Source organism: Streptomyces sp. TN58 (assembly GCF_001941845.1).
GTDB lineage: Bacteria > Actinomycetota > Actinomycetes > Streptomycetales > Streptomycetaceae > Streptomyces.
On the sequence record NZ_CP018870.1, the window covers coordinates 3378480 to 3396606 of the forward strand.

Annotated in this window: 22 protein-coding genes; 3 read left to right on the forward strand and 19 right to left on the reverse strand. The window is 72.7% G+C overall.

The genetic code is table 11. The annotated features are described in order from the left end of the window. The first annotated feature begins 212 nt into the window (after nt 1–212). On the forward strand, nt 213–1670 hold the full coding sequence (locus BSL84_RS15260; protein WP_199838726.1) for a fused response regulator/phosphatase: 1458 nt from the start codon (nt 213–215) through the stop codon (nt 1668–1670). A 25-nt stretch (nt 1671–1695) separates the two neighbouring features. Here BSL84_RS15260 and BSL84_RS15265 read toward each other — a convergent pair whose 3' ends face one another. The 6 genes from BSL84_RS15265 to BSL84_RS15290 all read right to left on the reverse strand — a co-directional run bounded on the left by BSL84_RS15265 (nt 1696) and on the right by BSL84_RS15290 (nt 5982). Beyond that, on the reverse strand, nt 1696–2034 hold the full coding sequence (locus BSL84_RS15265; protein WP_030037423.1) for a DUF2516 family protein: 339 nt from the start codon (nt 2032–2034) through the stop codon (nt 1696–1698). A 173-nt stretch (nt 2035–2207) separates the two neighbouring features. Then, nucleotides 2208–2759 (reverse strand): hypothetical protein, encoded by a 552-nt coding sequence (locus BSL84_RS15270; RefSeq protein ID WP_075972105.1) that lies wholly within the window; start codon nt 2757–2759, stop codon nt 2208–2210. A 23-nt stretch (nt 2760–2782) separates the two neighbouring features. After that, entirely contained in the window at nt 2783–3202 is a 420-nt protein-coding gene (locus tag BSL84_RS15275; RefSeq protein ID WP_045324130.1) for a helix-turn-helix domain-containing protein, read from the reverse strand. Nucleotides 3203–3294: 92 nt separating this feature from the next. Beyond that, nucleotides 3295–4056: a putative protein N(5)-glutamine methyltransferase gene (locus BSL84_RS15280; protein ID WP_234308587.1), complete on the reverse strand. Its 762-nt coding sequence runs from the start codon at nt 4054–4056 to the stop codon at nt 3295–3297. Between the two features lie 34 nt (nt 4057–4090). Beyond that, nucleotides 4091–5335 (reverse strand): GNAT family N-acetyltransferase, encoded by a 1245-nt coding sequence (locus BSL84_RS15285; protein ID WP_045324128.1) that lies wholly within the window; start codon nt 5333–5335, stop codon nt 4091–4093. Between the two features lie 47 nt (nt 5336–5382). Continuing rightward, nucleotides 5383–5982 carry a hypothetical protein gene (locus BSL84_RS15290; protein WP_030031666.1) on the reverse strand — a complete coding sequence of 200 codons (600 nt, stop codon included), beginning with the start codon at nt 5980–5982 and terminating at the stop codon, nt 5383–5385. 136 nt (nt 5983–6118) lie between these two features. On the opposite strand from BSL84_RS15290, the gene dtd reads away from it, so the two are divergent. Next, nucleotides 6119–6544: a D-aminoacyl-tRNA deacylase gene (dtd, locus tag BSL84_RS15295; RefSeq protein ID WP_030031665.1), complete on the forward strand. Its 426-nt coding sequence runs from the start codon at nt 6119–6121 to the stop codon at nt 6542–6544. Nucleotides 6545–6774: 230 nt separating this feature from the next. Here dtd and BSL84_RS15300 read toward each other — a convergent pair whose 3' ends face one another. The 13 genes from BSL84_RS15300 to BSL84_RS15355 form a co-directional block, all read right to left on the reverse strand. After that, the gene (locus BSL84_RS15300; RefSeq protein ID WP_075970546.1) at nt 6775–7743 is read right to left on the reverse strand and encodes a YgfZ/GcvT domain-containing protein; all 969 of its coding nucleotides are present in this window, start codon (nt 7741–7743) and stop codon (nt 6775–6777) included. A gap of 21 nt (nt 7744–7764) precedes the next feature. Further along, entirely contained in the window at nt 7765–8229 is a 465-nt protein-coding gene (locus BSL84_RS15305; RefSeq protein ID WP_420711231.1) for a Fur family transcriptional regulator, read from the reverse strand. A 79-nt stretch (nt 8230–8308) separates the two neighbouring features. Further along, the gene (locus tag BSL84_RS15310) at nt 8309–8881 is read right to left on the reverse strand and encodes an FABP family protein (RefSeq protein WP_030032160.1); all 573 of its coding nucleotides are present in this window, start codon (nt 8879–8881) and stop codon (nt 8309–8311) included. A 303-nt stretch (nt 8882–9184) separates the two neighbouring features. Beyond that, nucleotides 9185–10249 carry a hypothetical protein gene (locus tag BSL84_RS15315; protein ID WP_079273206.1) on the reverse strand — a complete coding sequence of 355 codons (1065 nt, stop codon included), beginning with the start codon at nt 10247–10249 and terminating at the stop codon, nt 9185–9187. Next, the gene (locus BSL84_RS15320; protein WP_107069738.1) at nt 10246–11127 is read right to left on the reverse strand and encodes a hypothetical protein; all 882 of its coding nucleotides are present in this window, start codon (nt 11125–11127) and stop codon (nt 10246–10248) included. Before BSL84_RS15320 ends, BSL84_RS15315 begins: the two co-directional genes overlap by 4 nt. Then, on the reverse strand, nt 11124–11795 hold the full coding sequence (locus BSL84_RS15325; protein WP_234308585.1) for a hypothetical protein: 672 nt from the start codon (nt 11793–11795) through the stop codon (nt 11124–11126). Before BSL84_RS15325 ends, BSL84_RS15320 begins: the two co-directional genes overlap by 4 nt. A 256-nt stretch (nt 11796–12051) precedes the next feature. After that, entirely contained in the window at nt 12052–12315 is a 264-nt protein-coding gene (locus BSL84_RS15330; protein WP_030030421.1) for a DUF3099 domain-containing protein, read from the reverse strand. 118 nt (nt 12316–12433) lie between these two features. Beyond that, complete coding sequence (locus BSL84_RS15335) at nt 12434–12724, reverse strand: DUF1416 domain-containing protein (RefSeq protein ID WP_030030422.1); 291 nt, start codon at nt 12722–12724, stop codon at nt 12434–12436. 66 nt (nt 12725–12790) lie between these two features. Then, nucleotides 12791–13636: a sulfurtransferase gene (locus BSL84_RS15340; RefSeq protein ID WP_030030424.1), complete on the reverse strand. Its 846-nt coding sequence runs from the start codon at nt 13634–13636 to the stop codon at nt 12791–12793. Nucleotides 13637–13814: 178 nt separating this feature from the next. Then, nucleotides 13815–13904, reverse strand: a complete 90-nt coding sequence (locus BSL84_RS37770) for an Ms5788A family Cys-rich leader peptide (protein WP_350875872.1) — start codon at nt 13902–13904, stop codon at nt 13815–13817. A gap of 156 nt (nt 13905–14060) precedes the next feature. Beyond that, nucleotides 14061–14777: a DUF2993 domain-containing protein gene (locus tag BSL84_RS15345; protein WP_030030425.1), complete on the reverse strand. Its 717-nt coding sequence runs from the start codon at nt 14775–14777 to the stop codon at nt 14061–14063. Between the two features lie 64 nt (nt 14778–14841). Then, nucleotides 14842–16539 carry a hypothetical protein gene (locus tag BSL84_RS15350; RefSeq protein WP_324616530.1) on the reverse strand — a complete coding sequence of 566 codons (1698 nt, stop codon included), beginning with the start codon at nt 16537–16539 and terminating at the stop codon, nt 14842–14844. A 10-nt stretch (nt 16540–16549) separates the two neighbouring features. Further along, nucleotides 16550–16804 (reverse strand): MoaD/ThiS family protein, encoded by a 255-nt coding sequence (locus tag BSL84_RS15355; protein WP_030030863.1) that lies wholly within the window; start codon nt 16802–16804, stop codon nt 16550–16552. A gap of 471 nt (nt 16805–17275) precedes the next feature. Here BSL84_RS15355 and BSL84_RS15360 point away from each other — a divergent pair, with 471 nt between their 5' ends. Further along, on the forward strand, nt 17276–18058 hold the full coding sequence (locus BSL84_RS15360; RefSeq protein ID WP_030030864.1) for a response regulator transcription factor: 783 nt from the start codon (nt 17276–17278) through the stop codon (nt 18056–18058). Nucleotides 18059–18127: the final 69 nt, after the last annotated feature.

The window sequence follows — 18127 nt, forward strand, 5'->3', positions numbered from 1 at the left end:
CCCCACCCAAAACGCTCCCGGCCCGGGGGCACCACCCCCAAGCCCCGCCGGCGATTGAGGCGCGGCCACCGGGCCGCAGCCGGGCGCAGCCGGGCCGCAGCCGGCCGCAGCCGGAGGCAACCCCGTAGACGTGGGCAACGTCTCGTTGGACGGGACGGAAACGCGGCCCCGCCGTGACCTTTGTCATCCAGTGAGGCCGATTTTCCCCCGTGATGACGGCATATGACGGAGGCCCGCGCCAAGAACGGCATTCCGTTTGCGGGGCAGGGACCGCTAGGGTCTGCCGGACGAGCGCACCCTCGGGGGGAGGGAAGGAACCGGAAACGATGCCCGTACCCGTACCGCGGCAGAGGGAGACCCCTGCCACGGAGAGCGGTCAGGCCGTTCTGCACACCGCCGCACCGCCTGCCTCCACAGGTGCCGGCGCCGCACAGGCGACCCCTCAGACCACCGCCCTGACCCTCCTGGTCATCGAGGACGACCCCGCCGGCGGGCTCACCGTCCCCGAGATCCTCGACACCGACGGCCACCGCATCCGGCTCCGTACCGCCCGCAACCTCACCGAGGCCGAGCGGCTGCTCACCCCCGACGTGCACTGCATCCTGCTCGACCTGTCGCTGCCCGGCGCCCGTGTGCCGGCCGCCGTGGCCGCCGCACCCGCGCCCGCGCCGGCGCCGGTCACCGCCACCGCCGACCCGCAGCTCGCCGTCCTGCACCAGGTGCTGCGCCTGGCCCCCCGCCATGCCGTCCTCGTGCTCACCGACGAGGACGACGCCGAGCGCGCCGCCGAGGCCGTCCGCGTCGGCGCCCAGGACTTCCTCTTCCGCGACGAGCTGGACGGCCGGCTGCTGAGCCGCGCCATCCGCTACGCCGTGGAGAGAAAACGCGCCGACATCGCCCAGTACAAGCTTGCAGAATCGAAACTGCGCGCTCAGGAGAACGCCCGCCTGGAGCGCGGATTGCTCCCCACCCCCCTCCTGGAGGGTTCGGATCTGCGCTTCGCGGCCCGCTACCGCCCCGGCCGCAGCCGGGCCCTCCTGGGCGGCGACTTCTACGACGCCGTCCGCACCCCCGACGGCACCGTCCACGCCATGATCGGCGATGTGTGCGGCCACGGCCCCGACGAGGCCGCCCTCGGCGTCGAGCTCCGCATCGCCTGGCGCGCGCTGACCCTGGCGGGCCTGTGCGGCGACGACCTGCTGGCCACCCTGCAGGAGGTGCTGGAGGTGGAGCGGCCGTGCGAGGAGATCTTCGCGACGCTGTGCACCGTCGACATCGCCCCCGACGGCCGCCGCGCGGGCCTGTGCCTGGCCGGCCATCCGGCGCCGCTGATCTCCCGGCCGGGCCGCCGTGCGCAGCTCCTGCCGTACGAGAACAGCGGCCCGGCCCTCGGACTGCTGCCCCGGGCCCGCTGGCCGCGCCGGCAGGTCGAGCTCGGCGGCACCTGGAGCCTGATGCTCTACACCGACGGCCTGATCGAGGGGCGGATCGGCGAGGGCAGGGAACGCCTGGGCCAGGACGGCATGGTCGACATGATCAACCGCCACCTGGACGAGGGCCTGAGCGGCGAGGGGCTGCTGGAGGCGTCCGTCACCGAAGCCCGCCGCCTCAACGGCGGCGAGCTCACCGACGACGTCGCGGTGGTCCTGCTCTCCCGCTCCGAGGGCTGACCCCGCCGGGCCCCGGCCCGGGCGGCTACCGTCCGCCGTTGTAGGGGCCGTACGGGCCGTCGCTGCTGCTGCCACCGCTGCGACGTCCGCCACCGGAGACCTGCTTGAGGGCCGGCCGTACGTCCACGAGGAACACGATGGTCGCGACCAGGCCCGCGATCTGCAGGAAGAGCATCCCCAGGAAGGCGTCCACGACCACGGTGATGCCGAGGATGACCAGCCAGAAGGTCTTGCTCTGCTTGTCGGCCGCCCGGTAGGCGTCGTCCCGCGCCACCAGCGCGAGCACGAAGGCCACCACGGCGAGCGCCAGCATGGCGAGCCCGAGAAGCGGGATCACCCCTCGATCGAACCCGTCCATCAACATCGCTTCGACCGCCTTCTCCTGCTCGCACTCGGCACTTCCGGTGCCGCCTCACTCCACGCTACCGGCACACGCCCCGCCATCCACCACAACGGGCCGGGCCCTTGAAGGGTGCCCGGCCCGCGGTCGCCCATGCGGGCCCGCCCCCCGGGGGCACGGGCCCTGCGGGCGTAGGCTCAGCTCGCGTCGTCCGCCGAGACGGCGGCCTTCTTGGCCGTGGTCCTGCGCGCGGGCTTCTTGGCGGCGGGCTGCTCGTCGGCGTCGGCCGCCGCCTCCGCGGCCGGCTCGGCCTTCGCGTCGGGCTTCGACTCGGGCCGCGGCTCCACGACGACGGCGATGTCGACGATCTCCTCGGAGACCTCGCCGCGCCAGGCCCGTACGGCCTGCTCACCGTGCTCGGCGACCTTGTCGTAGGTCTCCTTGGCACGCACCGCGTACTCGGCGGCCACGCCGACACCGCGCAGCGCCAGGTCCTGGGCGCTCTCCCCGATCTTCTTCGGGTCGATCGCGCCGAGCACCTCGGCGACCTTGGCGGTGACCGCGTCCTGTACGGCCTTGGGGTCCGTGTTCTTCACGGCCTCGATGCGCGCGGGGGCCTCGGCGCGCAGCTGCTCGATGAGCTCCGGAACCTTCTTCGCCTGCTGGACGGCGAGATCGGCGGTGCCGGCGGCGAAGTAGAGGGGAGTGGGGTCGGTGAGGGTCTTCTTCAGGTCATCGGCGATGGCCATGTGCTGGTCCTCCCGGATCAACTTCAGTCGGTCTTCGGCGGCATCTCGTCAGCGAGGACGGCGGGGACGGCGGGAACCTCGGGAACGGCGGGCTCGTCGAGCGCGTTCTCCTTGCGGAACGACTCGTAGATCTGGAGCAGTACCTGCTTCTGCCGCTCGTTGATGGACGGGTCGGCGAGTATGGCGGCTCGCGTCTCCACCTCGTCGCGGTCCCGCTCGTCGAGGATCCCGGCCTGCACGTACAGCGTCTCCGCGGAGATCCGCAGCGCCTTGGCCAGCTGCTGCAGGATGTCCGCGCTCGGCTTGCGCAGCCCGCGCTCGATCTGGCTCAGGTACGGATTCGACACCCCTGCGGCGTCGGCCAGCTGCCGCAGCGAGAGCTGCGCCTGCCGCCGTTGCTCACGGAGGTATTCGCCGAGATGTCCGACGTTGAGCGATGCCATGCCGCAGATCCTGCCCCACGCCGCTAACTTTTGCAAGCAGATGCTTGCAACATCTCCCACCGTCACCGGCGGGGTGCGCCGCCGGCCCGGGCTCAGGACGTGCCGATCACCACCGTCGCGTGCAGCTCCTCCGAGGTGACCGCGCGGACCGCGAGGCCCGCGGAGGTCAGCGCCGAGGCCGTCGACGGGGCCTGCCGCGCGCTCGTCTCGATCAGCAGCCGGCCGCCCGGGGCCAGCCAGGGCAGGGCGCCCGCCGCGACCCGGCGGTGGACGTCCAGCCCGTCCGCCCCGCCGTCCAGCGAGACCAGCGGCTCGTGGTCGCGCGCCTCCGACGGCATCAGGCCGATCTCCTCCGTGGGCACATACGGGGCGTTGACCACCAGCACGTCCACCCGCCCCCGCAGCCCGTCCGGGAGGGCCGCGTACAGGTCGCCCTCCCACACCCGGCCGCCGTACGGGGCCACGTTGCGCCGCGCGTACGCCAGCGCCACCGGGTCGATGTCGGCCACGTGCAGCTCCACCCCGCCCGGGCACTGCGCCGCCACCGCCGCGCCCAGCGCCCCGACCCCGCAGCACAGGTCCAGCACGACCGCGCCCGGACGGGTCAGCGCCACCGCCTCCTCCACCAGGAACTCGGTACGCCTGCGCGGTACGAAGGCGCCCGCGCCCACCCGCACGCGCAGCCCGCAGAACTCCGCCCAGCCCACGACGTGTTCGAGCGGCTCACCGCCCACCCGGCGGGCCAGCAGGTCCGCCAGGTGTGCGTCGTCCCGGGCGGCGCCGCTCAGCAGCTCCGCCTCCTCCTCCGCGAAGACGCAGCCGGCCGCGCGCAGGGACTCCACAAGCGATGTCAACGAATTGAACGAACTCAACGAACTCAGTCCTCCGTCAGAAGATGTCAGGGCACCACGGGCTGCGCGCGGTACGGAACACCGCGTCGGCCAGAGCGGCCGCTCCGGGCCGCTCCTGCACCACCCGGCCCAGCGCGGCCAGCCGCACCGCCGAGGCGCCGCCCAGGTACAGGGAGCCCAGTTCGGCCACGCCGAGGCGCAGGTCCGCCGCCTCCTCGGTCCGCTCACACGCGCCGGTGCCGGCGTCCAGCCGGTAGCGGCCCGCCGCGGGACCGTTGTCGTCGGCGACCTCCAGCACGAGCACCCCGGGCACCTCGTACGTCCGCGCCCCCAGTGCCCGTACGACGTCGAGGATCCGCACCCACAGGAAGTCCGAGCTGGTGACCACCCGCGCCGACCGCGGGTCGGGCAGCACCTGCGGGGCGAGGTCGTCGGGGGCCCGGTAGCCGGTGCGGACCTTCACCACCCAGTCGATCGAGCACAGGAACCGCCACAGCGCCCGCTCCGCCTGCGGGGTGACCGCCAGCAGGTCCTTGACCTGCACGGTGTTCTGCGGAAGCTTCGCGTCCGTCCAGTGCTCGTCGGCGTTGTACACGGCGAGGCCGGCCACCTCCCCGTCAGCCGTCCGGTACACGGCGTGGAAGTTGTCCTTGTACGGGCGGTACGACCACGCCTCCAGGCCGGTCGCCAGGCTCCACCAGCGCTCGTCCCGGCTCACGGCGCCGGGCGTGCGCGCCCGCAGCCGCTCGTGCAGCCCCGGCCCCACCCGCCGCAGCTCCTCCACGTCCACCAGGTCGATGCGGCCGCCGTCGACGGGCGCCGGCAGCCTCCGGTCCAGCCCGCTGCGCGGTACGTCGATCTCCCACTCCACGAGGGAGGTCGCGGGCCCGAAGCCGAACCGCCCGTAGATCGGGTACTCGGCGGCGATCAGCGTCGCCAGCGCGTCGCCGCGCGCCTCGGCGGCGGCGAACTCGGCGGCCATCATCCGGGTCAACAGGCCCTGACGGCGGTGGGTGGGCAGCACGGCCACGTTCGAAACGGCGGTGGCGTGGACGGCAGCCCCGCCGGGAACGGTCAACTCCTGCGGGAAGGACCGCAGTGTCGCCACGCAGCGGCCGCTGTCGGGGTCGAACGCACCCTGCATCCGGGAGAAGTCGCTGTACTTGGCGCGTTGCGCGATGTCGGCCTCGGTCACCGGAGGACTGACCAGGAAACCGGTGTGTACGGCGCGCACCCAGTCGCGGAGTTCGGATTCGGCGATCGGCCGGACGTCAGCACTCATAGCGGCCCACGCTAATCGCCCGACCGGCGTGGGTCGTCCGAATTTCCCTACGCCAGCAGGTCGTCCACCTGCGCTTCTCCCTCCCGGTAGCGCCGGGTGATCTCCGCACTGCACTCGTCGACCGTGCGCTGGAGCTGCTGGCGGCGCCGCGAGACCTGCTGCTCGTAGCGGACCAGCCGTCCCATCCCCTCGTGCAGTTCGCCGTCCGTGCGGGCCTGAAGGTCCGACAGTTCGACGTCGGCGAGCATCTCCGCCGCCAGCACCCGGTACTCCTCGCTGTGCGGGGTGCCGAGCGTGACGTGCCGGGCGGAGGCGCTGCGGCTGGAGGGCGCGTCGGCGAGGATCACCGAGAGCCGGTCCACCACCGGCGCCTCGGGGTCGGTCCGGCGGGCCAGTTCCGCCCGCAGGATGTCGATGCGGCCTTGCAGCAGTCTGCGCACGTAGCTCAGGTCGGCCTCGTCGCGCTGGGCGTCGCGGCGCAGCGCCCGCAGCTCGGGCAGCCCGAGCGCGGTGGCCGGGGCCGCCGGCCCCGCCCCCGGCCCGAGCTCCTGCTCCTGCGTCTCGGCCGTGCGCTGCGCGGGCGGTCGTACCGCGGCAGCTGCGACGGAAGCGGGTGACGCAGGTACGGAGGTACCAGAAGTATTCATACGAACGAGTCCGTCCCCTCGACCGGTGCGGCGCACCCGCACCGCCTGCGTGCATCGTGCCACTCTCCGTGGCCCCGGTGCAGTCCCACTCCACCCGATCGGCCCCGGACGGGTGCACGGCTGGTACACAGGTGGTATGCGAGCTGTGGTGCAGAGGGTGGACGGCGCGAGCGTCGTCGTGGACGGCGAGACCGTGGGCGAGATCGTCGGCGAGGGACTGTGCGTGCTGGTGGGGGTGACCCACGACGACACGCCGGAGAAGGCGGCGGTCCTGGCCCGCAAGCTGTGGTCCGTGCGGATCCTGGAGGGCGAGAAGTCCTGTAGCGACAACGGGGCGCCGCTGCTGGTGATCTCCCAGTTCACGCTCTACGGCGACGCCCGCAAGGGGCGGCGCCCCACCTGGAACGCGGCGGCGCCCGGCCCGGTCGCCGAGCCGCTGGTGGACGAGGTCGTGTCGCAGCTGCGCGCGCTGGGAGCGACGGTGGCGACGGGCCGCTTCGGGGCGGACATGCGGGTGTCGCTGACCAACCACGGCCCGTTCACCATCGTCGTCGACGTCTAGGGCCTGTATCGAGTTGCCCCGCGGCGCAACTCGATACAGACCCTAGTGCCGTGGCCGGAAAGGTTGCCGGGGCGCGGTGTTCGGTGCGGTGCGTCGCAGGGCGGAGGGCCACGGCTCGTACCGGCCGTACGTGCGTGGTCCGACAACGCGGCGAGGTGCCGTACCGGGCGCCGTGACCCGGTGAACCTCTACGGTCGCAGCACCAGCCGTCCCGGCCGGGGTCCCGGGCGTCAGGGCGCCACGACGACCTCCTGGGCGGCGGCCGTGCCGCCGACCAGCAGCGGCGCGTCCACCGGGACGTTCCGCTTGACGAGCGCGAGCGCGATCGGGCCCAGCTCGTGGTGGCGGACGGCGGTGGTCACGAAGCCCAGCTGGCGGCCCTCCTCGCCGTCCGCGGCGAGCCGGACCGGGGCGCCGTGGGCCGGGAGGACCACCTCCGAGCCGTCCAGGTGCAGGAAGACCAGGCGGCGCGGGGGCTTGCCGAGGTTGTGGACGCGGGCGACCGTCTCCTGGCCGCGGTAGCAGCCCTTCTGCAGGTGCACGGCGGTGCCGATCCAGCCCAGCTCGTGCGGGATGGTGCGGTGGTCGGTCTCCAGGCCGACCCGCGGCCGGTGCCCCTCGACGCGCAGCGCCTCGTAGGCGAGCAGGCCGGCGGCCGGGCGGTGCGCCGCGGCGAAGGCCTCCAGCTCGGTGCGGGGCAGGAAGACGTCGCGGCCGTGGGCGGTCTCGCGGACGACGCGCTCCTTGCCGACCTCGGCGATCGAGCCGGCCGGCAGGTGCACGACCGCGAACTCCTCGGTGCGGTCGGCGACTTCCACGCGGTAGAAGAACTTCATCGACTCCAGGTAGGCGATCAGATCGCCCTGGGTGCCGGGTTCCACGTGCGCCCACGTCGTCTCGCCGTCGTCGACGAGGTACAGCGCGTGCTCGATGTGGCCGTTGGCGGAGAGGATCAGCGCCTCGGTGGCCTGACCCGCCGGGAGCTCGGTGACGTGCTGGGTGATCAGCAGGTGCAGCCAGCTCAGCCGCTCCGGTCCGGTGACGGAGACGACCCCGCGGTGCGAGAGGTCGACGAAGCCGCGGCCGTCCGCGAGCGCGCGCTGTTCGCCGTACAGCTCGCCGTAGTGGGCGGCGACGCCCTCGTCGCGGCCTTCGGCGGGGACGGCGCCGGGAAGATGGAGCAAGGGGCTGCTGGTCATGCGACCAAGCCTACGACCCGGTCAGGCGGACGCGGCACGCTGCTTCGCGGCGCACTTCCGGCACAGCCCGAAGATCGCGAAGTGCTTCATGTCGGTCTCGAAGCCGAAGGTCGTGCGGAGCTTCGCGGTGAACTCGGCGGCGATGTCGACGTCCGCCTCGATGACGTCGGCGCAGTCGCGGCAGACCAGGTGGATGTGGTGGTGCCGGTCGGCCAGGTGGTAGGTGGGGGCTCCGTGCCCGAGGTGGGCGTGCGAGACCAGGCCGAGCTCCTCCAGGAGCTCCAGCGTCCGGTAGACGGTGGAGATGTTGACCCCCGAGGCCGTCTTGCGCACCTCCGCGAGGATCTCGTCCGGCGTGGCGTGCTCCAGCGCGTCGACGGCTTCCAGTACGAGCTGGCGCTGCGGGGTCAGCCGGTAGCCGCGCTTGCGCAGGTCGGCCTTCCAGTCGGTGCCCGGGGTTCCTTCGGTGCTCTCGGTGCTCACCACCCGGTCAGTGTATGTGTGCGAAGGGGACCGCGGTCGAGCCCGCGGTCCCCTTTCACGCACAGCCTGTGGAGGTTTCCGCTCAGCGGAAGAAGGCGATGCCGTCGTCCGGCATGTCCGGGAGGTTGCGCGCCATCTCGGCGACCTCCTCCGGCGTGACGACCTTCTTGAGCTGGGCCGACATGTACGGGCGCAGCTCGACGTCGGGGGTGGCCTTCTCGCCGACCCACATCAGGTCGCTCTTGACGTAGCCGTAGAGCCGCTTGCCGCCGCTGTACGGTCCGGAGGCCGCGGTGCGGGCGACGGCGTCGGTGGCCAGGTCGATCTGGGGCTTCTGGTCGGCCAGCTCGCCGTACCAGACCTCGACGACGCCCTGGTCGCGGACCATGACGATCTCGACCTTGCGGTCCTTGTCGATGCGCCAGTAGCCGGCCTCGGACTCCAGCGGCCGCACCTTGTTGCCCTCGGCGTCGAGGACCCAGGTGTGGGAGGTGTACTGCAGGAAGTCCCGGCCGTCGTGGCTGAAGACGACTTCCTGGCCGAAGTTGCACTTCTCCTCACCGGGGAAGTCGAAGACTCCCGCACCCTCCCAGGTGCCGAGGAGGAAGGCGAGGGGGACGAGGCCCGGGTTCAGGTCGGACGGGATCTGGATCATGAATGGCTGCTCAGGCGATCTGTGGGAGGGGTTCCGGGGCGGTCAGCTGAGCCGCTGCTCAGCGCTGACCCTGGTACAGCTTCTTGACGGCCAGGCCGGTGAAGGCCATGACGCCGACGCAGACCAGGACCAGCAGGGAGGTGAAGACTGCCTCAAGCACGGGGTGCTCCTCGGAATCGTTTCGGGGCTGTACGGGGCCGGTCCCCAAGCCTACTGGCCCGGGGACCGGCGCACGGTGTGAGGTGGGCCGTACGGCGCCCGCCCGCCGGTCGGCGGCCGGTCGGGCCGCCGGTCGCCCGGCGGTCAGCTCAGCAGCTGGCTCTGCAGGATCACCGTCTGGTGGAAGGGGACGGGGGCCACCTCGCCCTTGCGGGTCTGGACGACCATGCCGAGGACGTCACCCGTCCGGAGGCAGCCGATCTTGGTCTGCTCCTCGCCGAGGACGGGCTTGACCTCCTGGTACACGCTCAGGTCGGTGCCGTCGAAGTTGGCGGCCCCGGGGAAGTCCAGCGCGGTGCTGTTCATCTGCGTGTTCTTGGCCTTGCTCCACAGGTCGTCCAGGTCCAGGGCCGAGACGCCGTTCAGCTGGGCGTTGACGTCGCAGCCCTTGAAGGCGTCGACGAAGCCCGACGAGTGGAAGCGCAGCAGGTAGACGTGCGTACGCGTGCCGTCCGGCGTGGTCCAGCCCCGGCCGGCGATCTGCCGCAGTCCGTCCCATTCCAGGGAGGCCTTGAGCTTCTCGCGGGCCTCGGGCGCGTACTCCTCCAGGAAGGAGTCGGCCGAGACCGCCCCGTCCTTGTCCGACTTGACCGCCTCGTCCGCCTTGGCGCCCTGGGGGGCGGGCAGGAGCAGGCCGGCGAGCGGCGCGTAGTGCGTGCCGTCCTTGTTGTCCGGGCCATCCGGCAGGGGGGCGCCCGCGGGCAGCGCCGGCCGGGAGAGCTCCGGGTACGTCCAGCGTCCGTCGCCGTCGGTGGACAGGCCGGGGACGTCGGTGCGCTCCATCGCCGTGATCCCGTACGCGGTGCCCGCACCGGCGGCGGCGAAGAAGGCGACGGCGGCGGTCCAGCGCAGGGCGGTGAAGAGCCGGCGACGGTTCCTGGCCGGGGCCGTCGGGGCGGCCCAGGGGCCGGCCCCGGCGACGTCCTGCGGCAGGGCTTCGGTGGCCGCCTCGCCGACGGGCGCCGGGGCGGGTGCCGGAGCGGGCGCCGGAGCGGGTGCCGGCTCGGCAGCCGGCTCGGTCTCGGCCCCGACGACGGGCGCCGGCACCTCTTCGGCCGCCGGCGCCGCCTCGGGCTCGGCCTCCGGCGCGGGCGCCGGCACCGCCTCGGGCTCGGCCTCGGGGCCGGTGGTGGTCTGCTCGCTGCTCACGCGGACTCTCCGGGGGACTTGAGGTGGTCGAGTTGCTGCTTGAAGAGGCTCGCGGCGTCCTTCGCCGCGAATCCCTTGCTCCCGTACATGCGGAAGGTCACGAGGACGTCGCCTTCGACGGCCACGCAGTCGACGGCGACGATCTTCTCCTTGCCGTCCTTCCCGCCCTTGAGCGAGTCGTCGAGACCGCACTTCGCCTGCGGGTAGCCCTCCACCTGGGGCGCCTCGCCGCCGCCGGCGGTGAACTCGATGAACTTCTTGGTGAACTCGGCGAACGCGGCCAGCTGTTGCGGGTCGGCCTGCGTGAGCCGGACCTCGGCGACGGCGGCGCCGCGGCCCTCGCCGCGGGCGTAGCTGCGCCCGGCCATGCCCTTGAGCTTCAGGTCCGCCAGCGCCTTGTCCCGTTCGGCCCGCTCGCTGCTGGAGAGGCCCGTCCGGGCACCCTTGAAGCCCTCCAAGGCCTTGTCACCGGCGAGGAACCAGTGGTTGCCCTCGGTGTCGAGGTCCGGGCCCGGCCAGTAGTCGGCGGGCAGCGGCATCAGCTTGCCCGTCAGCTCGTTGGGCGGCACGGACGGGACCGGGGCCGGCGTGCCGCCGGTCGTGTGGTCCTCGGCCACCCAGTACCGCGTCGGCGCGGTCCGGTCGGCGTCCGCGAGCGCGGCCGCGGCGGCGACACCGCCGCCCGCGAGTACGACGACGCCGACGGCCGCCGAGACCAGCGCGAGCGTCCTGCGGTTCGCCCTGCGCGCGGGCACAGCCTCAGGCGTGGCGGTCGCGGGCCGGTCGGCGACCTCGGCCGCCGGGGCGGAGGCGGGAGCGGGTACGGGGGCGGGTACGGGGGCCGCCTCGGGCCCGGTCGGGTTCTGCTGCTCGCTCACAGCCGCTCCATCTGTCGCTTGGCGATCTCGACCAGGGCCTTCTCGTCGACCTCGCCGCGGTTGTTCGTGTACTCGACGACCATCACGATGTCGCCGCGGCGGATCAGGGCCCGCGCCTGCCGGACCGGGTGGTAGCCGGGCTTCTCGTGCGCCTTGGAGTCGACCCACAGGTGCCCGAAGTCCGCAGGCACGCCCGGGAAGTCCTTGCCCGCGTTCCCGGCGTAGTCCTTCTCGGGCATGTAGCCGATCATTTCCGACTGGAAGCCCTCGGCTCCGCTGCGGTCGCGGTACTGGAGCAGGTTGACCTCGATGAAGTTCCGGTCGTTCTCGGCCCAACTCGCGGTGGCGACGCTCTTGATGCCGTCCCTGACGAGCCCGCCGACCGCGTCGGAGGGCTCCAGGTACCAGGAGGCGGCGAACGCGTCCGCGGAGACGGCGCCCGAGAAGCTGTCCTGGGCGCCGCCGGGGACGTCCACCAGCTTCTTGGCCAGCTCCTCGTCGGCCTTGTGCCAGCGGTTGGCGTTGATCGAGCGCCGGCTCGTCGCGTCGTTCATGGCGGCCGGCTTCGGCCCGTCCATCTCCTGCCGGCCCAGCGGCGGCAGCGGGGTGGGGTCGCGGTCGTACTGGACCGCGTACCCGGCGACCGTGCCCGCGAGGATGCCGAGCACGGCCGCGCCCGCGATCAGGAGGATCGTGCGGCCCGTCCGGCGGCGGGGGGCCGAAGCGCCCGCTTCCGATGCACTTTCCTCCCCTTTCCGCTGCTCAGGGATGGTCTGTTCGTGTTCCAACGGGGTCCCCCACAAAACCGGAAGCGCGGGCTGGTTACCCGCGCGTACCCCAAGACCCGCAGCGGAGGGGAGCAGTTGTACGAGGGAAGATCACGGTCTCGTCTCGCGCTCGATCCCGCGCCCCATCTCGCCGGGCTCAGTCCTCGCGTCGCCGCTTTCCGTCCAGTTCGTCCCACCACTCGTCGGACGTGGGATCGCCCGAGGGGTCGTCCCACCAGCGGTCGTCCGGGCCTCGCCGGTTCGCGATCATCGCGGCGACCGGCGGGATCACCATGGCGACGACGCACATGGCCACGGCCGCCTCGACCGACCACAGGCGCACGAAGGCCCAGGCGGAGACGAAGAGGACGAGGCATCCGCCCATCAGCAGGAAATAGGCGCGCCGGCGCCGGGCGTACATGCCTCCAGCGTAGAACCGCGCACGCACGGCACGAAGGGCCGCACCCCGTTCCAGTGGCGTCCAACCCCCGGGGGTGCGGCCCTTCGGCCGTTCGATCAGGCGATCACATGCGCGGTGCTCAGACCGCGATCGCCACGTCCGTCACGCCGCCGGCCTCGGCGACCACGACGGCACGGTCCGCCTGGGCACCCGGGACGAGCGCGCGCAGCGTCCAGGAGCCGGTGGCGGCGTAGAAGCGGAACTGGCCGGTGGCCGAGGTCGGGACCTCGGCGGTGAACTCGCCGGTCGAGTCCAGCAGCCGCACGTAACCGCTGACGGGCTCGCCGTCCTTGGTCACCTGGCCCTGGATCGCGGTCTCACCGGGCTTGAGGGTCGCGAGGTCGGGCCCGCCGATCTGTGCTCCACACATGTTCTCTGTCCTGTCCTGGAGGGGTCGTGCTACGAGGCGTACTACGAGGGCGTCGCGTGCCCGGGATTACTTGTTGGGGCCGAGCTCGATCGGCACGCCGACCAGCGAGCCGTACTCGGTCCACGAGCCGTCGTAGTTCTTGACGTTCTCCTGGCCCAGGAGCTCGTGCAGCACGAACCACGTGAGCGCGGAGCGCTCACCGATGCGGCAGTAGGCGATGGTGTCCTTCGCCAGATCGACCTGCTCGGCCTCGTAGAGGGCCTTGAGCTCGTCGTCCGACTTGAAGGTGCCGTCGTCGTTGGCGTTCTTCGACCACGGGATGTTGCGGGCGCTCGGCACGTGGCCGGGGCGCTGCGACTGCTCCTGCGGAAGGTGCGCCGGGGCGAGCAGCTTGCCCGAGAACTCGTCGGGGGAGCGGACGTCGACCAGGTTCAGGGAGCCGATCGCGGCCACGACGTCGTCGCGGAAGGCGCGGATCGAGGTGTCCTGGGCCTTGGCCTTGTACTGGGTGGCCGGGCGGTTGGGGACGTCCTTGCCGTCGACCAGGTCGCGGGAGTCGAGCTCCCACTTCTTGCGGCCGCCGTCGAGGAGCTTGACGTCCTGGTGGCCGTAGAGCTTGAAGTACCAGTAGGCGTAGGAGGCGAACCAGTTGTTGTTGCCGCCGTAGAGGACGACGGTGTCGTCGTTGGAGATGCCCTTGGCGGAGAGGAGCTTCTCGAAGCCCTCCTGGTCCACGAAGTCGCGGCGGACCGGGTCCTGGAGGTCGCTCTTCCAGTCGATCCGGACGGCGTTGGTGATGTGGTTCTTGTCGTAGGCGGACGTGTCCTCGTCCACCTCGACGATGACGACGTCGGCGTCGTTCAGGTGGGCCTCGACCCAGTCGGCGTCTACGAGGACGTCGCTGCGGCTCATGGTGTTCTCCTCCGGGGCAGTGTGCGGCGGGGCGGTGCGGGTTGCGCTGTGCTGCGTGCCTGCGGGTGCGCTCGGTCTCCTGCGCGGGGAGGCGTCAGGGGTCAGGAGGCAGGTGCGGTCACGCGGGGAAGGGCCGGTGGGGCCGTCGTCCGGCTGATGGAGCGGTTGCGCTCACACGTCACATGGATCGACAGAGCATGGCGGCGACGCGACACAGGTCTACTGCCCGTCGCTTCGTGAGGTCCGCCTGCTGATGCTTCATAGCCATGGATCGTAGGGACGAATCAGCCGCCCTGTCACCGGTGTGTCATATTCCGAGACAGGATCGTCCGGATACTGGGATGCGATGGCCGGTGCCGGGCGCCCCGGCGCCCCTCCGACCCCTGTGCGCGGCCCGTCCTTCTGCGGATCGGACCGCTCTGTCTCACGATCCGGCCATCACCACGTTCGAGCCGCCCAGGGTGAGGTGCACACCGGCCTCGTCCGAGGTCAGCGCCGAGAGCTGGAGCCCGGCGGGAAGGCCGGTTCCGAGGTCGCGGTCGAAGTCGGTCCGCTTGCGCACCTGGCGCTCCAGGCCGGGCACGCCCTCGCCCGGCACCTCCTCGGCGTGCACCCGGACGATCTTCCCGCCCTTGGAGTCCGGCGCGTCCACGAGCGTGATCGTCGAGATCACACTGCGCGACAGGGTCCGGCCGAGGATGTCCACCGACGCGGTGACCTTCACCTTCCCCGGCGCACCGCCGTAGGAGAGGGTCGCGCCGGTCTGCGAGGCCGCGGTCAGGTCGGCGTAGGTGATGAGCGCGCTGCCGGTGGCCCGCTCGGCCGTACCGCCGCTGTAGTCACCGTTCAGCTTCACGCCGCGGAAGCTGGCGTCGAGCTCGGCGAGCCGCGTCTTGCGGCCGTCCGCCATGACCTCGACGCCCCGGAGGGCGAGGTCGACCCGGTCCAGATCGTGGCTGAGCGCCTGGGTGAGGAAGGGGAACCCGTGGATCTCCACCTCGGCGCTGCCGGCCAGCCCCTGCCGGGCCTGTATCCGCTCGGCCAGCCGGTTCTCGGCATAGCCGACGGCCCACCGGTCCACCCCGGCGAACAGGGCCGCCAGCACCACTCCGACGATCACAACGACACGCAGGAACCGCACGCGCCCTCCCCCCTACTAATCGGTACGTGCGTTCTAGTTGACCATGCTCCGCGTCGGACGGGTATCAGCCCACCACCCGCCCGATCAGGTAGACGGCGGGAGCGGCGGCCGCGAGCGGCATCGCGACACCGGCCGTCATGTGCACGAACTTCGACGGATAGTCGTACGCCGCCACGCGCAGCCCGACCAGCGCGCACACCCCGGCGGCCAGGCCGAGCAGCGCCCCGCCCACCCCGACGGAGGTGAGCCCGCCGACCGCGATGCCCGCGCCGGCGGCCGAGGCCAGCGAGACGCCGACCGAGGGCGCGGTCGGGAGCGGCAGCGCGCGGACGAAGACGGCGACCGCGACGGCGGCGGCGCCGACCGTGACGGCGGCGGTGTCGGCGGCCAGGTAGCCGGCGCAGATGATGGCGAGGGCGGCCGAGGCCACCGAGGCCATCAGCCCGTACATCCGCTCGTCGGGGTCCGCGTGGCTGCGCAGCTGGAGGACGAGCGTGAGCAGTACCCAGGCGCCGAGGGTGCCGACGATCGCACCGGCCCCGTACGCGTCCGCCACCGCGAGCACGGCCGCGTCCGCGACCAGCGCTCCGGCGAAGGCGAGGGCGATGCCCTGCCGGGCCGGCCACATGCCGTTGAGGCGGAACCAGCCGGCCGCGGTGAGCCCCTGGAGAACGATCAGCGGCAGGAGCAGGGCGAACTGTCCGAGGACGGCGGCCAGCGAGAGCAGCAGACCGAGCGCGGCGGTCAGGATGGCCGACTGCGGGCCGGGGTCGATGATCGGCGACCGGCCCTCGGCACGGGCCTGGGCCGGATCCACGGCGCGCAGGGTGTTCCCGCCGACGGTGGGCGGGGACCAGTCGGCGGCGGCCGGCGGTGCCTCGGCGGCGCTCCCGGCCGGAGCCGCGTCCGGAGCCGGAGCCGCAGCCGCAGCCGGGGCCGGGTCGGCGGCGGCCTGCGGCGGGAGGTAGGCGGTCTGCTCGGCGGCGGAGCCCTGCTCCTGCCCGGGACCCGGGTACGGCGGCAGGTACGCCGTCTCGGCGGCCGAGACGGCCGTCCCGGCCTCCTGCGACCAGTCCTGCACCGGGGCGGGCGCGGCCGGAGCCAGGGCCTCGTCCCGGAACCAGCTGTCCGGAGCCACGGCCTGCTGCTCGGGGCCGGGGTAGGGCGGCAGGTAGGCGGTCTGCTCGGCGGCGGCCCCCTGCTCCTGCCCGGGACCCGGGTACGGGGGCAGGTACGCGGTCTCGGCAGCGGACGCGGGCCCACCCGCACCCGCACCGCCCTGGCCGCCCTGCGACCAGTCCTGGGCCGGGGCCGGCGCGTGGGCCGGGGCCGGCGCGTGGGCCGGGGCCGGCGCGTGGGCCGGGGCCTCGTCCCGGAACCAGCCCTCCGGAGCCAGCGCCTGCGGCTCCTGGCCTGTGCCCGGACCCTGCGCGAGCGGCGCACCCCAGGCCGGCCCCCCCGCCTGGCCCTGGACCTGACCCTGGTACGACGGGTAGGCGTCGGCCTGACCCTGCACCTGGCCCTGGCCCTGGTCCTGCACCTGGCCCTCGTCCCGGAACCAGCCCTCGGGTGCGGCGGCCTGCCCCGGCACCGCTCCCAGCGGCGGGTGCACCGGCTGGTACCCGGTGTCCCAGGTGTCGGCCTGCCAGGTCTGGGTTCCGTACGGATCCTGCTGCTGCGGCGGCTGCTCCTGCTGTGACTGCTGTGCTTGGTGCTGCTGCTGCGCGTACTGCCGGCGCTGCTGTTCCTCAGGCGTGCTCATCGGCTCCCGCTCACCCGCCCGCGAACGGCGGGAGCACCTCTACGGTGCCTCCCTCGGTCAGCGGTACGCAATCGTGCGGGCGCTTGCCCACAGGTTCTTCGTTCACGAGGAAGGAGCAGCGCAGCAGGACCCGGGTCAGCTCCCCGGGGTGGCGTTCCCGCACGCCGTCGAGCGCCTCGGCGAGTGTCCGCGCCGAGTACGGCTCCTCCGCAGTCCCGGCCGCGGCCTTGGCCGCCGCCCAGTAGCGGATGGTTCCGGTTGCCACTGCAGCTCCTATCGTCGGCTCTCTACCGTCGGCCTCCATGATGGCCCCTCCCGCCGCCGCCCCCGGCGTGCCCCGACGCGCCGGGTGTGCGCCCGGCCGGGCGGGCACCCCCGCCGCCCGCGCCCCCGAACCGGTGAAACCGGTGCATACGCAGGGCGGAAACGTGGCAGGAGGGTGGCAGGAACCACAGAAGACGAAGCGGAAGAGCCTCGGCCGCGAAAGGGCGGGTGGGCTATTCTGCTGGCGAGAGGATCCGGGCAATGTGGCCCCCGGGTCCTTTTGTGCTTTCAGCACGTTGAACGAACCGAGAACATCGGTGACCGAGCGGAGCCCCCGGGGCGCGGGGCCGCGCGGGCACCAGGCGACACGTACGAAGCAGTACCGCGCACGTCCTCGACGGGACCGAGGAGGAACCGACGTGATGGACCAGCGAACCGTGCACCACCGTCCGGCCCGGGCAGGTGGTCGGTCATGAGCTCGCTCCTGCTGCTCACCAACGCGCTGCAGCCGTCCACCGAAGTGCTGCCCGCACTCGGCCTGCTGCTGCACAACGTCCGGGTGGCGCCGGCCGAGGGCCCGGCCCTCGTGGACACCCCCGGCGCCGACGTCATCCTCGTCGACGGCCGCCGCGACCTGCCCCAGGTCCGGTCGCTGTGCCAGCTGCTGCGCTCCACCGGCCCCGGCTGTCCGCTGATCCTCGTCGTCACCGAGGGCGGCCTGGCGGCCGTCACCGCCGACTGGGGCATCGACGACGTCCTCCTGGACACCGCCGGCCCCGCAGAGGTCGAGGCGCGCCTGCGGCTGGCGACCGGCCGCCAGCAGCTCGGCTCGGACGACTCCCCGATGGAGATCCGCAACGGCGATCTGTCGGTGGACGAGGCGACGTACTCCGCCAAGCTCAAGGGGCGGGTGCTGGACCTCACGTTCAAGGAGTTCGAGCTGCTCAAGTACCTCGCGCAGCACCCGGGCCGGGTCTTCACCCGTGCGCAGCTGCTGCAGGAGGTCTGGGGGTACGACTACTTCGGCGGCACCCGGACGGTCGACGTGCACGTACGGCGCCTCCGGGCGAAACTCGGCCCCGAGCACGAGTCGCTGATCGGTACGGTCCGCAACGTCGGCTACCGCTTCGTCACGCCGGAGAAGGTCGAGCGGGCGGCGGCGGAGGCCGCGGCGCAGGAGGCGGCCAAGGTCGCCGCGGAGGCGGCCTCGGAGGGCTCCGCCCGGGCGTCGGGGGCGACCACCCGGTCGGCCTAGGAGCCGATGATCGTCCGGTCTTCAGGACGCCCTGCCCAGAGGTAGGTCACCCCGCGTAGACTGCGGCGC